Genomic DNA, 15,729 nt, shown 5'->3' on the forward strand with positions numbered 1-15,729 from the left:
AAACACCTAACGGAGTAAGACATGACTGCAACGGTTGAAGAGACCACCGCCAGCGGTGCGGCCTCGGTGGGTCGGATCGCACGGGTCATCGGCCCGGTCGTGGACATCGAGTTCCCGACCGACGCGATGCCCGAGATCTACAACAAGCTCGAGGCTGAGATCACCCTCGACGGCGAGACCTCGGTCCTGCCGCTCGAGGTGGCCCAGCACATCGGCGACGGCATGGTCCGCGCCATCTCCCTCAAGCCCACCGACGGCCTGGTCCGCGGCCAGAGCGTCACCGACACGGGCAACCCCATCTCGGTGCCCGTCGGCGACGTCACCCTCGGCAAGGTCTTCAACGCCACCGGTGACTTCCTCAACCTCGCCGAGGGCGAGACCGTCGAGGTCAACGAGCGCTGGGGTATCCACCGCAAGGCGCCGGCCTTCGACCAGCTGGAGTCGAAGACCCAGATGTTCGAGACGGGCATCAAGGTCATCGACCTGCTCGCGCCGTACGTGACCGGTGGAAAGATCGGTCTGTTCGGTGGTGCCGGCGTCGGCAAGACCGTGCTCATCCAGGAGATGATCGCGCGTGTCGCCAAGAACCACGGTGGTGTGTCGGTGTTCGCCGGTGTCGGCGAGCGCACCCGTGAGGGCAACGACCTGATCGTCGAGATGCAGGAGGCCGGCGTCTTCGACAAGGTCGCCCTGGTCTTCGGCCAGATGGACGAGCCGCCGGGCACGCGTCTTCGCGTCGCCCTGTCCGCGCTGACGATGGCGGAGTACTTCCGCGACGTCCAGGGCCAGGACGTGCTGCTGTTCATCGACAACATCTTCCGGTTCACCCAGGCGGGCTCCGAGGTGTCGACCCTGCTCGGCCGCATGCCGTCCGCCGTGGGCTACCAGCCCAACCTGGCTGACGAGATGGGCACGCTGCAGGAGCGGATCACCTCGACGCGCGGTCGCTCGATCACCTCGATGCAGGCGATCTACGTCCCCGCGGACGACTACACCGACCCGGCCCCGGCCGCGACCTTCGCGCACCTCGACGCGACGACCGAGCTCTCCCGTGAGATCGCGTCGCTGGGTATCTACCCGGCCGTCGACCCGCTGACCTCGACCTCGCGGATCCTCGACCCGCAGTACATCGGTCAGGCGCACTACGACTGCGCGATCCGCATCAAGCAGATCCTGCAGCGCAACAAGGAGCTCCAGGACATCATCGCGATCCTCGGTGTCGACGAGCTCTCCGAGGAAGACAAGATCATCGTCTCCCGCGCGCGTCGTATCCAGCGGTTCCTGTCGCAGAACACCTACGTCGCCAAGCAGTTCACCGGCATCGAGGGCTCGACCGTTCCCGTGGCCGAGACCATCGAGGCGTTCAACAAGATCGCCGACGGTGAGTACGACCACGTGGCCGAGCAGGCGTTCTTCATGTGCGGCGGTCTCGACGACGTCGAGCGCAACTGGGCCGAGATCCAGAAGAGCCTCTGATCATGGCCGAGTCCGCAGTCTCGACCCTGCACGTCGAGCTCGTCGCCGCCGACCGGACCGTGTGGTCCGGTGAGGCGTCGATGGTCATCGCGCGCACGCTCGAGGGAGACATCGGTGTGCTGCGTGGGCACGCGCCGACCCTGTCGCTGCTGTCGGCCTCCGTCGTCGAGGTCCAGGTCGAGGGCACCAACCAGCTGCTGGTGGCTGCCCTCGACGGCGGGTTCCTCTCGGTCGCCAACGACCGGGTGTCGATCCTCGCGGAGCGGATCGAGCGGGGCGAGGACATCGAGGTGTCCCAGGCCCAGGTCGACCTCGAGGAGGCCCGGCGCCTGCTCGACTCCAGCGACGAGGCGGAGCAGCGGGTCCGGCACGTCGAGGCCCGCATCCGCGCGGCGGAGAAGGTAAGCGGGAAGGTCTCGTAGTTCACAGATGACGTGGTGGGAGTGGCTGCTCGACGCGTGTGGCGCGCTCCTGCTCCTGTGTGTGCTGTACGGCGCCGGACTCATCGTCCGGCGCCGTCTGCTCTCCCGCAACGGTGGCACGTTCGAGCTCAGCCACCGCTACCGGATGGACACGCCGGAGCGTGGGTGGGTGCTGGGCCTGGGCCGGTACTCCGGCGAGCGGCTGGAGTGGTTCCGGGTCTTCACGCTGTCGCGCAAGCCCAAGCGTTCGTGGCGCCGTGACGAGATCAAGTACGACGGCCGGCGCGAGCCGCTCGGTGCCGAGCAGGCCTCGCTGTACCCCGATCACCTCGTGATCCGCTGCCAGTCCCCGCAGGGACCGGTCGAGCTGGCCATGAGCGTGTCCTCGCTGACCGGCTTCCAGGCCTGGCTCGAGGCGCGCCCGCCCGGAACCGACTGGAACCGGGTCAAGGGCTCCGGCTCGTCGTAGCCTGGCTGCCGTGGAGCCCACCTGCGCCCAGGTCCAGCTGGCGTCGCGGACCGGACGCATCGTCCTGGCCGCCGCAACGCTCGGCTCCGCGATGGCGCTGCTCGACAGCACCGTCGTCAACGTGGCCCTGCGCCGCATCGGCGAGGACCTCGACGCGAGCCTCGGCGACCTCCAGTGGGTCTCGAACGGCTACCTGCTCAGCCTGGCCTCGCTGACCCTGCTCGGCGGCTCGCTGGGCGACCGCTTCGGCCGGCGCCGGATCTTCGTGCTCGGCGTGATCGGCTTCGCGCTGACCTCCGTGGCCTGCGGCCTGGCCCCGACCGCCCCGGTGCTCATCGCGGCCCGCGTGGCCCAGGGCGCCGCGGCCGCGATGCTCACCCCCGGCAGCCTGGCGATGATCCAGGGCACCTTCGCCCCCGAGGACCGGCCCCGTGCCATCGGTACCTGGTCCGGCCTGGGCAGCGTCGCCACCGCGGTCGGCCCGTTCCTGGGCGGCTGGCTCGTCCAGAGCGCCAGCTGGCGCTGGGTGTTCCTGATCAACCTGCCCCTCGCCGCCCTCACCCTCCTCGCCGCCCGCGCCGTCCCCGAGACCCGCGACCCGAGCGCCGTGCGCGGCTTCGACGTCGGCGGCGCCGTGCTCGGCTCGCTGGCCCTCGGCGGGATCACCTACGCCCTCATCGAGTGGACCGCCCTGCCCGGCGCCGCCCTCGCCGCCCTGGTCATCGGCCTGGCCGCCGCCCTGCTCTTCGGCCTCAACGAACGCCGCAGCCGGCACCCGATGCTGCCGCTCACCCTCTTCGCCTCCCGGCAGTTCTCGGCCGCCAACGCGATGACGCTCCTGACCTACGCGGCCCTGGGCGGGGTGCTCTTCTTCGTCGTGCTCCAGCTCCAGACCGTCTCGGGCTTCAGCCCGCTCGCCGCCGGCGTCGCCACCCTGCCGATCACCATCGTGATGTTCCTGCTGGCCGGCCGTGGTGGCGCGCTCGCCGCCCGGATCGGCCCGCGCCTGCCCATGACCGTCGGGCCGCTGCTCTGCGCCGTGGGCACGCTGCTGCTGGCGCGGGTGGGGGCGGACGTCGTCTATTGGCGCGACCTGGCCGGCCCGCTCACGGTGTTCGGGCTGGGCCTGGCGCTGCTCGTCGCGCCGCTCACGGCCGCCGTACTGGCTGCGGCGCCCGACCACCACGCCGGCGTCGCCTCCGGCATCAACAACGCCGTCGCCCGCGCCGGCTCCCTCCTCGCCGTCGCGGCGCTGCCGCTGCTGGTCGGGCTGTCGGGGGAGGACTACCAGGCGGCCGCGGCCTTCGCCGACGGCTACCGGTCGGCCATGGTGTGGTGTGCGGCGCTGCTCGCGGCGGGCGGGGCGCTGTCGTACGCGCTGATCCGCAACCCGGAGAGTTCTCAGGCGCTCGACGCGTCGAGCTGATCGCCGAGGTCGGGCGCAGGCCGCCACTCGTTGTGCTTGCTCGCCCTGCGCTGCACGAGGTAGCCGCGACGCGCGAGATCGGTGAGGTCCTTGCGGGCGCTCTCGCCCGAGACGTGGTGGGTCGTCGCGTGGTTGTGCACCGTGAAGACCGCGCCGGGGTTGCGGAGGGCGTGCTCGAGTGCGGTGAGCTGGCGATGGTTGAACTCGGCATGCCGCGCGTCCATGGCCGCCTTGACCTGCCTCAGCTCCGCTGACTTGCGCGCCAGATGCTCGTGGAGCGCCTGGATGGCGCGGCGGACGATGCCCAGGTTGTAGATGAAGAAGTGGGTCAGGTCGCCGTCATCGGCTTCGGTCAGCAGGTAGGACCGTGCGTACTGGCTCGGCGCCGCCTGGAGGAGGCGGCTGATGCTGAGGTACTCCGTGAGCCAGAACCCTTCGCGCAGCATGACCCAATAGAAGAGGGCACGTGCGGTTCGTCCGTTGCCGTCCTCGAAGTAGTGGTCGTAGCCGGTCATGAAGTGAACAGTGACTGCCCGCAGGAGCGGCGGCAGGTAGGGCTCTGCGGGCCGAGGGCCGTTCGCGAACCGGCACAGCCGCTCCAGACGCTCCGGTAGCTGGGATGCCGGCGGAGGCGAGTGCAGCAGGTCGCCCTGAGGAGACCAGACGGCGACCCGGTCGTCATCGGGTGCCTGCAGCCGGCCTGCGGCCGCGGGGTCGTCGAGGGTGCCTTCGGTGACGATGCGGTGGATCTCGCGGACCCGGTCGGGGGTGATGGCCTCGTCGCGCCACTCCTGGACCTGTTGCATCGCCCGGTAGTTGTTGACGATCATCCGCTCGTCGCGCGTTCGGGGTGAGCGGCCGCTGGTCAGCATCTCCTTGGCGACCACGCGGCTGGTGGCAGCACCCTCGAGCTGGCTCGAGGTGATCGCCTCCTCGATGAGGGAGCTGACGATGTAGCGGTTGCGGCTGCCCGCGTTGGTGAGCTCGTCGCCGATGGTGATCTCGCCGCTGGCCGAGCCGCGGATGTGATCGATGAGCTGCAGGACCTCGTCGGCCAGCACGTAGCTGAAGGCATGTCCGTGCTCGTCGACCAGTTGAGGCAGCGAACGTGCGGTGCCGCGTCGGCGGAACCGCACCAGCGACCATTGCTGCTCGACCGTCAGCCCGGTCGGCTGACGTCGAAAGCGGAAGTCGTCCCAGGCCAGATAGCGGGTGTCAGCCCCGTCGGTGTCGGCGTCGATGAGGGCGCGCACGAAGTCCTCGGAGCTCTCCCAGACCGAGGAATCGGGCCCGTCGTCGGGCGCGGGTGCCGGTAGGCGCATCTCCCAGCTGTCTCCCAGTTGTTCCAATGATGGGAGCATAGCCGCTTTGTTCCAAGCATTGGAGAAAGTTGGAGCAAGTTGGGAGTGCGCGGGACTACGCGGTGCGCTGAGCGCCTCAGTCGGCGAACAGTCCCCGGATGTCGTCGGCCCCGATCGCGGTGCTCATCGCACCGTCGCCGTCGATCACCTGGGCGAACAGCTCGGCCTTGCGCGCCTTGAGCTCCATGACCTTCTCCTCGATCGTGTCGGTGGCGACGAGGCGGTAGACGTGGACGTGGGCGGTCTGGCCGATCCGGTGGGCGCGGTCGACGGCCTGGGCCTCGGCGGCGGGGTTCCACCACGGGTCGAGGACGAAGACGTAGTCGGCCTCGGTGAGGGTGAGGCCGACGCCGCCGGCCTTGAGGGAGATCAGGAAGACGGGGGCGGCGCCGGAGCGGAACTCGTCGATGACGGCGCCGCGGTCGCGGGTGGACCCGTCGAGGTACGTCGTGACGATGTCGGCCGCGTCGAGGCGGGCGCGGACCCGGCCCAGGAACGAGGTGAACTGGCTGAACACGAGGGCGCGGTGGCCCTCGGCGGTGATCTCGGCGAGGTGGTCGACGAGGACGTCGAGCTTGGCCGAGCCGACCTTGTCGTGCTCGGCGTCGACCAGGGCGGGGTCGAGGGCGAGCTGGCGGAGCTTGGTCAGGGCGCTGAAGATGGCGACCCGGTTGCGGTCGAAGTCCTCGACCAGGCCGAGGATCCGCTGGCGCTCCTTGGCCAGGTGGGTGTCGTAGATCTTGCGGTGCTTGGGGTCGAGGTCGACCTCGAGGACCTGCTCCTGCTTGGGCGGCAGGTCGTCGGCGACGAGCTCCTTGGTACGCCGCAGCAGGAACGGCTTGATCCGGGCCCGGAAGCGGTCGAGGACGGCGGCGTCGGCGTCGCGTTCGACCGGCCGGACGACCTTGTCGGCGAAGGCGCGCGGCCACGGGTAGAGGCCGGGGACGGTGATCGAGAGGAGCGACCACAGCTCCATCAGCCGGTTCTCGAAGGGCGTGCCGGTGACGGCGAGCTTGAACGGCGCCTCGATGGTGCGCACCGCCTGGTAGGTCTTGCTCTGGTGGTTCTTGGCCTGCTGGGCCTCGTCGAGGACGACGCCCGACCACGCGACGCCGGCGTAGCGCTCGTGGGCGAGCCGGAGCAGCGTGTAGGTGGTGACCACGATGTCGTGGTCGCGGGCGAGCGCCGCCACGTCGTCCGTACGGCGTCCGGCGATGCCGACGCGCAGCCCGGGCGCGTGCCGGGCGGCCTCGGAGGCCCAGGCGGTCACCACGCTGGTGGGGGCGACGACGAGGAAGGGCGCGTCGGTGGGCCGTTCGGTGCGGGCGTGGGCGATGAGGGCGAGGACCTGGAGGGTCTTGCCCAGGCCCATGTCGTCGGCGAGGATCCCGCCGAGCCCGTGCTGCCACAGGAACGCCAGCCACCAGAAGCCCTCGCGCTGGTAGCTGCGCAGGTCGGTGACCAGGCCGCGCGGGGTGGGCTGGGGGATGTCGGTGAGGTCGCGCAGCGCGTGGGCGCGGTGGACCCACTCGGCGACCTGGGTGTCGACCAGGCCGGTCTCGGCGAGCTGGGCCCACAGGCCGAGGTCGTGGTGGCCGATGCCGATGTGCTCGCCGTCGCGCTCGCGCAGCTCGGCGGCGGCGTCGACGACCTCGCGCAGCCGGGCGAGCTCGGGGCGGTCGGTGGTGACGTAGAGCCCGCTCGGCAGCACCAGGAACTCCTGGTCGAGGGTGAGCGCGGCGAGCACGTCGGGCAGGGGGATCTGCTCACCGTCGACGCTGACGGTGACCGCGAGGTCGAGCCAGTCGGTGGCGCCGGCCGCGTCGGCGTCGGCGGGCTCGACCAGGTCGAAGCGGATCTCGGGCGCGATGTCGGCCTCGCGGAAGTCGGGCCGCTCCTGCTCGACCACCCGTACCCCGGCCAGCGTGCGCAGGTGCGGCAGACCGTGGATCGCGAGCGCCAGGGCGTCGCCGTCGGCCATCGTGGCGGTGTTGAGCAGGCCGGGGGAGACGGTCTCGAGGATCGCGTGCTCGGCCGCCCGGTCGCGCACGCCGCCGAGCGGGTCGTGGCTGGTCAGCGAGCAGGTGCGCGCCTCCCCGCCGTCGCGGCCGTCGTCGCCGTACTGCCAGTGCCAGGCGAGCCCCGCCTTGGTCGCGCTGTGCCAGGTCACGGTGAGCACCAGCGTGGGCGCGAGCGGCTCGGGCAGCTCGACCGCGGACTCCTCGGCGCGCACCGGCAGGTGGCGCATCAGCCCCGGCAGGGCCGAGCGGAACGCCGCCAGGTCCGCCGGCGGTACGACGATCGGCGGCCCGTCGACGAGGTGGCGCAGCGCGGGCGGCACGGGCGCGGTGGTCGCGGCGAGGACGAGGTGGCGGTCCTCGACCAGGCCGACCACCGACGCCGGCGACCCGATCGGTACGACGGCGTCGCCGCGCCAGGTCCGCTCGCCGAGAGTGACGGCCGCGCGCAGCGTCGTCCCGCCGTCGACGTCGGTGAGCTCGGCGACGACCTCGGCGGGCTCGTCGGCGATGGCGACCGAGCGCAGCGGCCGCGCCGGCAGCAGCGTCACGCCGGCGTCGCGGGCGTGGCGCAGCGCCCGCACCACGTGGTCGCCGAACTCGTCGAGCGAGGGCGCGACCCCCGCGTAGTAGTAGGAGCGGTGACCCGACCACAGCGCGTGCAGCGCGGCGATCGCGTCGGCCTGCTCGGGCGGGAAGCCGGCCGCGCCGGACCCGAGCCCGATGTCGCTCCAGTCGGCGCCGGTCTTGATCCACGGCTTGTTCTTGCCCTGGCGCATCGGCCGGATCCGGATCGCCGGGCCGACCGAGCGATAGCTGATGCGCCCCTCCTCGAGGCTGATCTCGAGCGCGAGCGGCACCTGCTCGACCGGACCGGCCTGCTGCTTGTCGAGCTCGGTCACCAGCCGCTCGAGCGAGCGCCGCCAGGTGGCCTCGCCGGCGGGCTGGGTGAACGTCTGGCGCAGCGTCAGCGCCAGCGCGGCGCCGTGCTTGCAGGTCGAGCGGACCGGGCAGGTGCACACCGTGAACAGCCAGCCGGCGTAGTCGTCGGTGGGCGCCTCGGCGTGCAGCTGGACCTGGTAGGGCAGGTCGCGCGAGCCCTGCACCTCGGCGGTGGCGGTCACCGAGGAGGCGGTCAGCTGACCGATCTCGGGACGCCGTACGGCGCCCGCCGCGGCCACCTCGCGGGCGCGGTCGAGCGTGGCCGGGTCGAAGTGGCGGCCCAGGAACTCGTCGGTCAGCGTGGCGAGGACGTTCACGTGCGCCGCCGCTTCCCGGTGCCGTCGGGGAACGGCCAGGCCAGCGTGATCGAGGCGCCGGGGGCCAGCGCCGTCCAGCGCGCGGCGAAGTCGTCGTAGCGCGCGAAGAGCCGGTCGAGCAGCTCGCCGGAGAGGCCGCTGGCCTCGATGCTGCCCGGCCAGGCCGGGTCGGGCGCGCGCCGCCCGCGGGCGACCTCCCACAGCGCCACGCTGAGCGAGGCGAGTCGCTCGGAGCGCGCCATGTCGGCGGACTCCTGGGACGTCGGCGTCCGCCGGTTCTTGAGCGAGGCCCGGCGGGCCTTGGGGTCGACCGGCCAGAAGAGCCCGTCGTCGCCGTCGGCGGCCGCGAGCCGGCCGTAGACCCCGCCGCGCAGGCCCTCCTCGATCTCGACGAGCAGGTGCGCGACGTCGTGCGGCACCGCGTCGTCGTGACCGGGCCCGTTGCGCGGCGCGAGCGCGGCGCCGGCCGACCGGTCCACCGCGATCTCGTAGCGGCCGGTGAGCTTGGTGAAGGTCACCTGCACGGGGGCCTGCTCACTCGCCGCGCTCCCCGCCCGGCACCCAGAGCACGTCGCCCTCGGCCCGGTTGGCGTGCCGGGCGAGGATGAAGACGAGGTCGGAGAGCCGGTTGAGGTAGGTGATCGCGATCTTGTTCATCGCCTCGCCGTGCACCTCGTAGGCCGCCCACGCGCCCCGCTCGGCGCGGCGGATCACGGTGCGCGCGACGTGGAGGTGCGCGGCGCCGGGGGTGCCGCCGTTGAGGATGAAGGAGCGCAGCTTGGGCAGGTGCTCGTTGTACTCGTCGCACCAGCGCTCGAGCCGGTCGACGTAGTCCTGCTCGATGCGCAGCGGCGGGTACTCCGGGTCGGGCACGACCGGCGTGCACAGGTCGGCGCCCACGTCGAAGAGGTCGTTCTGGACGCGGGTCAGGACGCGCACGACGTCCTCCTCGAGCCCGCCGGTGGCGAGGGCGACGCCGAGGTGGGCGTTGGCCTCGTCGACGTCGGCGTAGGCGAGCAGGCGCAGGTCGGTCTTGGTGGTGACGCTCATGTCGCCGAGCCGGGTCTCTCCGGCGTCGCCGGTACGGGTGTAGATCCGCGTCAGGTTGACCATGTTCGGAGCGTAGTCGCGAGGGCCGACGGAAAAAAGTCGGTCCGGGGTGCAACCGATCGGACTGCTGGCGCGTCATGGTGGGTAACAGGTGGGAGACACGACTGACATCTCGGGAGGGAAACCATGAGAGTGCGACAGTCGACCCCTGTCCGGATCGAGAGCGTCCCGGGGGAGCCGGTCCTGCTCCTCGGCGGCGATCTGGACGTCCGCAGCACCGGTGAGCTGCGCGCCGCCGTCCACGACCACATCCGCCGCTGCGGCATCGACCGGATCAGCCCGGTCATCATCGACGTGAGCGCCGTGCGCTCCGTCGACGCCACCGCGCTCAAGGTGCTCGCCGCGGCGAGCCGCCAGGCCCAGCAGTACGGCGTCCGCGTGGTCCTGCGCGGCGCCCGCCCGGCCGTGCGCCGGATGCTCCACCTCACCCACCTGATCCGGCTGATCGAGCTCGAGCGCGAGCCGGTCCCCGCCTGAGCACCCCCGTCCGGGGGTGGGGGCTGTGCAGTACCCCACACGTCCGTACCGTTACCAAGCGGTAGCAATCGTCCTAGTCTTCGCTCTATGAGCACCACGCCCGAGGCAGCCCGCGGTACCGAGAAGGCCACCCAGCCCAAGGACCGCCCGTGGGTGATGCGGACCTACGCCGGCCACTCGACCGCGGAGGCGTCCAACGCGCTGTACCGGACCAACCTGGCCAAGGGCCAGACCGGTCTGTCGGTCGCCTTCGACCTGGTCACCCAGACCGGCTACGACCCGGACAGCCCGATGGCGCGCGGCGAGGTCGGCAAGGTCGGCGTACCGATCCCGCACCTGGGCGAGATGCGCAAGCTCTTCGACCAGATCCCCGTGATCGAGATGAACACCTCGATGACGATCAACGCCGTCGCGATGTGGATGCTCGCGATGTACCAGGTGGTCGCCGAGGAGCAGAACCCCGAGATGGAGCCGGCCGAGGTCGCCCAGCTCCTCGCGGGCACCACCCAGAACGACATCATCAAGGAGTACCTCTCGCGCGGGACCTACGTGTTCCCGCCGGAGGCGTCCCTGCGGCTGATCGCCGACATGATCGCCTACACGGTCAACTACATCCCGAAGTGGAACCCGATCAACATCTGCAGCTACCACCTGCAGGAGGCTGGGGCGACGCCCACCCAGGAGCTCGCCTACGCGCTGTGCACCTCGATCGCCGTCCTCGACCAGGTCAAGAACTCCGGCCAGGTCAGCGACGAGGACTTCGAGAAGGTCGTCGGCCGGATCTCGTTCTTCGTCAACGCCGGCGTGCGGTTCATCGAAGAGACGTGCAAGATGCGCGCCTTCACCGAGCTCTGGGACGAGATCACCCAGGAGCGCTACGGCGTCCAGGACGCCAAGATGCGCCGCTTCCGCTACGGCGTCCAGGTCAACAGCCTCGGCCTGACCGAGGCGCAGCCCGAGAACAACGTCCAGCGGATCGTGCTGGAGATGCTCGGCGTGACGCTGTCCAAGAAGGCGCGGGCGCGCGCCGTCCAGCTGCCGGCCTGGAACGAGGCGCTCGGCCTGCCCCGTCCGTGGGACCAGCAGTGGTCGCTGCGGCTGCAGCAGGTGCTGGCGTTCGAGTCGGACCTGCTCGAGTACGAGGACATCTTCGACGGCTCGCACGTCATCGAGGCCAAGGTCGCCGAGCTCAAGGCCGGCGCGCGCGCCGAGATGGACCGGGTCCAGGCCATGGGCGGCGCGATGGGCGCGGTCGACTACATGAAGTCCGAGCTGGTCTCCTCCCACGCCCGGCGCCGGGCCCGGATCGAGGACGGCGAGGAGATCATCGTCGGCGTCAACAAGTTCGAGACCACCGAGCCCAGCCCGCTGACCGCCAACCTCGACGACGCGATCATGACCGCGGACCCCAAGGCCGACGAGGCCGCCCGGGCCTCCGTCGCGGCCTGGAAGGCCCAGCGCGACGAGACCGCGGTCACCGAGGCGCTGGCCCACGTCGCCGAGGTCGCCAAGTCCGGTGAGAACCTCATGCAGGCCACGCTCGCCGCGGCCCGCGCGGGCGCCACCACGGGGGAGTGGGCCGGCGTGCTGCGCGAGGTCTTCGGCGAGTTCCGGGCGCCCACGGGCGTGGCCGGTGCCGTCGGCGTGGCCGCCGCGGGCGCCGAGCTGACCGCCGTCCGCGAGGCCGTGCGCGCCACCGGCGAGGAGCTCGGCGGCCGGCTGCGCCTCCTCGTCGGCAAGCCGGGCCTCGACGGGCACTCCAACGGCGCCGAGCAGGTCGCCGTCCGGGCGCGCGACGCGGGCTTCGAGGTCATCTACCAGGGCATCCGGCTCACCCCGGAGCAGATCGTCGCGGCCGCCGTGGCCGAGGACGTCCACTGCGTCGGCCTCTCGATCCTGTCCGGCTCGCACATGGAGCTCGTGCCCGCCGTCCTCGACGGCCTCGAGGCCGCCGGCATGGGCGAGGTCCCCGTCATCGTCGGCGGGATCATCCCCGACTCCGACGGCAAGGCCCTCCTCGACCTCGGCGTCGCCGCGGTCTACACGCCCAAGGACTTCGGGCTCACCGAGATCATGGGCGGCATCGTCGAGGTCATCCGCAAGGCCAACGGGCTCGCGTGAGTTCATGTAACTACGTGTTACATCGCTTTCCTGGGGCCGGTGGGGCTGAAGTGGTGGATAACGCGACGTAACACGTAGTTACATGCCATCGGCCGCGATCACCTGCGCCAACGACGCGGGGTCGCGGCCGACGACCGTCGTACCGTCGGAGGCGGTGAGGATCGGGCGCTGGATGAGCTTCGGGTGCTCCGCCATCAGCGCCAGCCAGGCCCCGCGCTCGGCGCTGTCCTTGGCAGGCAGTACGACCCCCAGCTTGCGGGCGTCGGCGGTGCGCGCGATGTCCCACGGCTCGAGCCCGAGCCGGCCCAGCACGTCCTCGAGCTCCGCGACCGTCGGCGGCTCGTCGAGGTAGCGGCGCACGGTGTAGTCGGCGCCGGCCGCCTTGAGCTCGCTCTCGGCGGTGCGGCACTTGGAGCAGGCGGGGTTGAGCCAGATCTCGATCACGCCCGCACCCTAGCGCCGCCCGTACGAGGGCTGCCGGGCGTGACGCGCGTCCCTGGTGACCCACGTCACGTTGATTAGGTCTGCCTACCCTCAGTCGCCTACCCTGCTGCTCGTGGGCAAGGACAAGAAGAAGTCGAAGGGGAAGGTGCGCAAGCTCCCCAAGACGAAGTGCTGCGTGTCGAAGTCACGCTGCGGTCGCTGCCCCATCCGCATGCTCAAGGAGGGCACCCTCCCCGAGGGCTACACCGTCAAGAAGCGCGTGCTGGTCCGCGCCGACGGCAAGAAGGTCACCAAGAAGAGCCTGCAGAAGGCCGCCTGACCCGACCCGGTCACCCGGGACTCGCGTCCCTGTCCGGGCGGGCGCCCGCTGCTCCATACTCGGCGCATGAGACCGCGCCGGCGCCTGTGGGGTCCGGTGGCCACCGCCGGTCTGCTGCTGTCGTGGGCGGCGATCCTGGGCTCGCTCGTCGGCCTCGTGCTGCGCCCGGTCGGGCGCGGTGAGCCGTTCGCGATCGACGACCTCGTCTACGTGCTCGAAGGCGTGGTGGCGCTCGTCAACGGTGTCGTCGCGGCGCTCGTGCTCAGCCGGCGCCAGCACGTCGTCGGCTGGATCTTCGCGCTCGTCGCGCTCGGCTTCACCCTGGCCCTGGTGACCGGCCAGCTCGCGGTCGCGGGCGTCGGCTCGCCGGCGGTGCACGCGGTGCTCGCGCACGCGCCGTACTGGGTCTGGGTGCCGGGCGCGTACGCCGCCGCGCTGGTGCTGCCGTGGGCGCTGCGGGCCGGGCGCCCGCCGCTGCTGCCGGTCGTCGTCGGTGGGGTCGTCGCCGTGGGGACCACGCTCATCCGGCTCCTGCACCAGCAGCCCGACGCGCCGCCGCACCCGTGGGCGGTGGGGGCTGCGACCGACCGGGTGCTGACCGGCGTCGGACGCGCGCTGCTGGTCGTCACCGTGGTGCTCGCCGCGGCCGCCCTGGCCTCGCTGGTCCGGCGCGCGCTCGCGGGGGACCGGGCCGAGCGGACCGCCTCCGCCTGGGTCGCGGTCGGCCTGGGCCTGCTGGCGGTCGCCTTCGTCGGGCTGCGGCTCACGCCGGTCGACGCCGTCGGGTTCACCGACGTGCTGGAGGCGGCGCTGTTCCTCTTCCTCGGCTCCCAGCTGATGATCCCGGTCGCCGCGCTGACCGTCGTCCTGCGCGGGCGGATGTGGGGCCTGGACGTCGCGGTCTCGCGGGCGACCGTGTGGGCGATGCTGACCGCGCTGGTCGTGGTCGCCTACAGCGCCGTCGTGTGGTTGTGGGGCCGGCTGATGCCCTCCGACGACCGCTTCGGCGGCTATCTCTCCGTGGGCCTGCTCGCCCTCGCCGTCCAGCCCGTACGACGCGGGGTGCAGCGCGAGGTCGACCGGCTCGTCTACGGCCAGGCGCCCGACCCGGCCGCCGTGCTGCGCACCTTCGCCGAGGACGGCGCCGTGCCGCGCACGCCGGGCGAGAGCCTGCAGGCGCTCGCCGAGGCGCTGGCGTCGAGTCTGCGCCTCGGGCACGTCGCCATCGTCTCGGACCCGGCGCTGGCCGGACCCGACGGACCCGACGCGCGGGTCGGCGCTGCGCCGGACGAGGCGCGTGAGGGGCTGCTGGTGCTGCCGCTCCAGGTCGGGGACCGGCGCCGCGGCGAGCTCCGGATCGGCCCGCGCCCGGGGACCCGGCTCGACGAGCGCACCCGGCGTCTGGCCGAGGGGCTGACCGGCCTGGTCGCGATCACGCTTGAGGTGGCCCAGGTCAACGCGGCGCTCGACCGGGCCCGCTCGCGCCTGGTCGAGGTCCGCCACGAGGAGCGCCGGCTGCTGCGCCGCGAGCTGCACGACAGCCTGGGGCCGAGCCTGGCCGGGGTCGGCCTGGGGCTCACCGCGGTCGAGCAGATGGGCGACGACCAGCGGGCCGCCCGCTCCGAGCTCATCGGACGGCTGCGCACCGAGCTGGTCCGTCGTACCGAGGACATGCGGACCATGGCCCGCGCGCTGCTGCCGCCCGCGCTCGACGACGGCGACCTCGTCGGGGCCGTCGGCACGCTCGTCGAGCGCATCGGCGGGCACGGCCTCGCCATCGACACCGACCTGCGCGACGTCGACCGGCTCGCGCCGCGGACCCAGGTCGCGGTCTACCTCATCGTCTCCGAGGCGCTGCTCAACGTGCGCCGGCACGCGGACGCCACCCGGTGCCTGGTCGAGGTGCGCGGCACCGGTCCCACCGTCGTCCGGGTCAGCGACGACGGCGCCGGGCTCGACCCGGCCGCGCGGCCCGGGGTCGGGATCGCGTCGATGCGCGAGCGGGCCGAGGAGCTGGGCGGCGCGCTCGCCCTCGCCGGGGACGGCCCCGGCACGACCATCGAGGTGAGGATCCCGTGACCGACATCCGCATCGTCATCGTCGACGACCACCCGATCTTCCAGCTGGGCCTGGCGGCGGCGCTGGAGTCCCTGGACGGGCTGACGGTCGTGGGCCGGGCGAGCACGGAGGACGAGGCGGTCGCCGTGGTCGCCCGCGAGCGCCCGGACGTCGTCGTGATGGACCTCGACCTCGGCGCCGGCTCGGGCGTCGAGGCGACGCGCGCGATCACCGCCGACCAGCCGGGGGTCGCGGTCCTCGTCGTCACCATGCTCGGCGACGACGACTCGCTGTTCGCCTCGATCCGGGCCGGGGCTCGCGGCTACGTCCTCAAGGGCGCCGACCACGAGGACGTCGAGCGCGCGGTCCGCGCCGTCGCGCGCGGCGAGGTGCTCTTCGGCGCCGATGTCGCGAGCCGCGCGATCGCGCTGGTCAGCGGGACCCAGGCCCGCTCGGTCTCCTCGCCGTTCCCCGAGCTGACCGACCGGGAGAGCGAGGTGCTCGACCTGGTCGCGCGCGGCTACGACAACGCGACCATCGCGCGCCGGCTGGTGCTGAGCAACAAGACGATCCGCAACTACGTCTCGGGCATCCTCGCCAAGCTGCACGCCTCCGACCGCAGCGCGCTCATCGTCCGGGCGCGGGAGGCGGGCATGGGCTCGCCGGATCCCGTGAGCTGAGGACCGTCGTCCCTGTCCGGGCCCCTGCCGGGACCGGCAGCGTCGGTGCCGCCGGTCGCGAGCGCGACCGGGCGGCGTACGCCGCGCAG

The 15,729-nt window shown here is 72.1% G+C and carries 14 protein-coding genes; 9 read left to right on the forward strand and 5 right to left on the reverse strand.

What is annotated here, in order from left to right:
• Positions 1–21: 21 nt before the first annotated feature.
• From atpD to M0M48_RS05655, 4 genes are read left to right on the forward strand one after another with little or no spacing between them, the layout of a single operon-like run.
• The gene (gene atpD / locus M0M48_RS05640; RefSeq protein WP_257750394.1) at positions 22–1,476 is read left to right on the forward strand and encodes a F0F1 ATP synthase subunit beta; all 1,455 of its coding nucleotides are present in this window, start codon (positions 22–24) and stop codon (positions 1,474–1,476) included.
• Between the two features lie 2 nt (positions 1,477–1,478).
• Complete coding sequence (locus M0M48_RS05645; protein ID WP_257750395.1) at positions 1,479–1,898, forward strand: F0F1 ATP synthase subunit epsilon; 420 nt, start codon at positions 1,479–1,481, stop codon at positions 1,896–1,898.
• Positions 1,899–1,905: 7 nt separating this feature from the next.
• Positions 1,906–2,367: a DUF2550 domain-containing protein gene (locus tag M0M48_RS05650; protein ID WP_257750396.1), complete on the forward strand. Its 462-nt coding sequence runs from the start codon at positions 1,906–1,908 to the stop codon at positions 2,365–2,367.
• Between the two features lie 10 nt (positions 2,368–2,377).
• The gene (locus M0M48_RS05655; protein ID WP_257750397.1) at positions 2,378–3,793 is read left to right on the forward strand and encodes an MFS transporter; all 1,416 of its coding nucleotides are present in this window, start codon (positions 2,378–2,380) and stop codon (positions 3,791–3,793) included.
• Here the strand turns inward: M0M48_RS05655 and M0M48_RS05660 are convergent.
• From M0M48_RS05660 to M0M48_RS05675, 4 genes are all read right to left on the reverse strand, one after another.
• Positions 3,769–5,142 (reverse strand): Fic family protein, encoded by a 1,374-nt coding sequence (locus M0M48_RS05660; RefSeq protein ID WP_257750398.1) that lies wholly within the window; start codon positions 5,140–5,142, stop codon positions 3,769–3,771. The two genes, M0M48_RS05655 and M0M48_RS05660, sit on opposite strands and share 25 nt — an antisense overlap.
• Positions 5,143–5,230: 88 nt before the next feature.
• The gene (locus M0M48_RS05665) at positions 5,231–8,431 is read right to left on the reverse strand and encodes a DEAD/DEAH box helicase (RefSeq protein ID WP_257750399.1); all 3,201 of its coding nucleotides are present in this window, start codon (positions 8,429–8,431) and stop codon (positions 5,231–5,233) included.
• Positions 8,428–8,955, reverse strand: coding sequence for a hypothetical protein (locus M0M48_RS05670; RefSeq protein ID WP_257750400.1), 528 nt, complete (start codon positions 8,953–8,955; stop codon positions 8,428–8,430). The genes M0M48_RS05665 and M0M48_RS05670 overlap by 4 nt, the downstream gene beginning before the upstream one ends.
• A gap of 10 nt (positions 8,956–8,965) precedes the next feature.
• On the reverse strand, positions 8,966–9,544 hold the full coding sequence (locus M0M48_RS05675) for a cob(I)yrinic acid a,c-diamide adenosyltransferase (RefSeq protein WP_215815300.1): 579 nt from the start codon (positions 9,542–9,544) through the stop codon (positions 8,966–8,968).
• A 123-nt stretch (positions 9,545–9,667) separates the two neighbouring features.
• Here M0M48_RS05675 and M0M48_RS05680 point away from each other — a divergent pair, with 123 nt between their 5' ends.
• Together M0M48_RS05680 and M0M48_RS05685 are read left to right on the forward strand one after the other, a co-directional pair.
• Entirely contained in the window at positions 9,668–10,018 is a 351-nt protein-coding gene (locus tag M0M48_RS05680) for an STAS domain-containing protein (protein ID WP_215815299.1), read from the forward strand.
• Positions 10,019–10,105: 87 nt separating this feature from the next.
• Complete coding sequence (locus tag M0M48_RS05685; protein WP_257759313.1) at positions 10,106–12,139, forward strand: protein meaA; 2,034 nt, start codon at positions 10,106–10,108, stop codon at positions 12,137–12,139.
• A 78-nt stretch (positions 12,140–12,217) separates the two neighbouring features.
• Here M0M48_RS05685 and M0M48_RS05690 read toward each other — a convergent pair whose 3' ends face one another.
• The gene (locus tag M0M48_RS05690; RefSeq protein ID WP_257750401.1) at positions 12,218–12,583 is read right to left on the reverse strand and encodes an ArsC/Spx/MgsR family protein; all 366 of its coding nucleotides are present in this window, start codon (positions 12,581–12,583) and stop codon (positions 12,218–12,220) included.
• A 112-nt stretch (positions 12,584–12,695) separates the two neighbouring features.
• On the opposite strand from M0M48_RS05690, the gene M0M48_RS05695 reads away from it, so the two are divergent.
• From M0M48_RS05695 to M0M48_RS05705, 3 genes are all read left to right on the forward strand, one after another.
• The gene (locus M0M48_RS05695) at positions 12,696–12,902 is read left to right on the forward strand and encodes a hypothetical protein (protein ID WP_215815676.1); all 207 of its coding nucleotides are present in this window, start codon (positions 12,696–12,698) and stop codon (positions 12,900–12,902) included.
• Positions 12,903–12,968: 66 nt separating this feature from the next.
• Positions 12,969–14,981 carry a sensor histidine kinase gene (locus M0M48_RS05700; RefSeq protein ID WP_257750402.1) on the forward strand — a complete coding sequence of 671 codons (2,013 nt, stop codon included), beginning with the start codon at positions 12,969–12,971 and terminating at the stop codon, positions 14,979–14,981.
• Positions 14,978–15,640, forward strand: coding sequence for a response regulator transcription factor (locus tag M0M48_RS05705; protein WP_215815296.1), 663 nt, complete (start codon positions 14,978–14,980; stop codon positions 15,638–15,640). Before M0M48_RS05700 ends, M0M48_RS05705 begins: the two co-directional genes overlap by 4 nt.
• The last annotated feature ends 89 nt before the right edge of the window (positions 15,641–15,729 follow it).

It is taken from the genome of Pimelobacter simplex (genome assembly GCF_024662235.1).
In the GTDB taxonomy this organism is placed as follows: Bacteria; Actinomycetota; Actinomycetes; order Propionibacteriales; family Nocardioidaceae; genus Nocardioides.

Bases quoted from the DNA above. Each gene is read 5' to 3' on its own strand.
- atpD (WP_257750394.1), top strand. From the start codon at position 22: ATGACTGCAACGGTTGAAGAGACCACCGCCAGCGGTGCGGCCTCGGTG.
- M0M48_RS05645 (WP_257750395.1), top strand. From the start codon at position 1,479: ATGGCCGAGTCCGCAGTCTCGACCCTGCACGTCGAGCTCGTCGCCGCC.
- M0M48_RS05650 (WP_257750396.1), top strand. From the start codon at position 1,906: ATGACGTGGTGGGAGTGGCTGCTCGACGCGTGTGGCGCGCTCCTGCTC.
- M0M48_RS05675 (WP_215815300.1), bottom strand. From the start codon at position 9,544: ATGGTCAACCTGACGCGGATCTACACCCGTACCGGCGACGCCGGAGAG.
- M0M48_RS05680 (WP_215815299.1), top strand. From the start codon at position 9,668: ATGAGAGTGCGACAGTCGACCCCTGTCCGGATCGAGAGCGTCCCGGGG.
- M0M48_RS05685 (WP_257759313.1), top strand. From the start codon at position 10,106: ATGAGCACCACGCCCGAGGCAGCCCGCGGTACCGAGAAGGCCACCCAG.
- M0M48_RS05700 (WP_257750402.1), top strand. From the start codon at position 12,969: ATGAGACCGCGCCGGCGCCTGTGGGGTCCGGTGGCCACCGCCGGTCTG.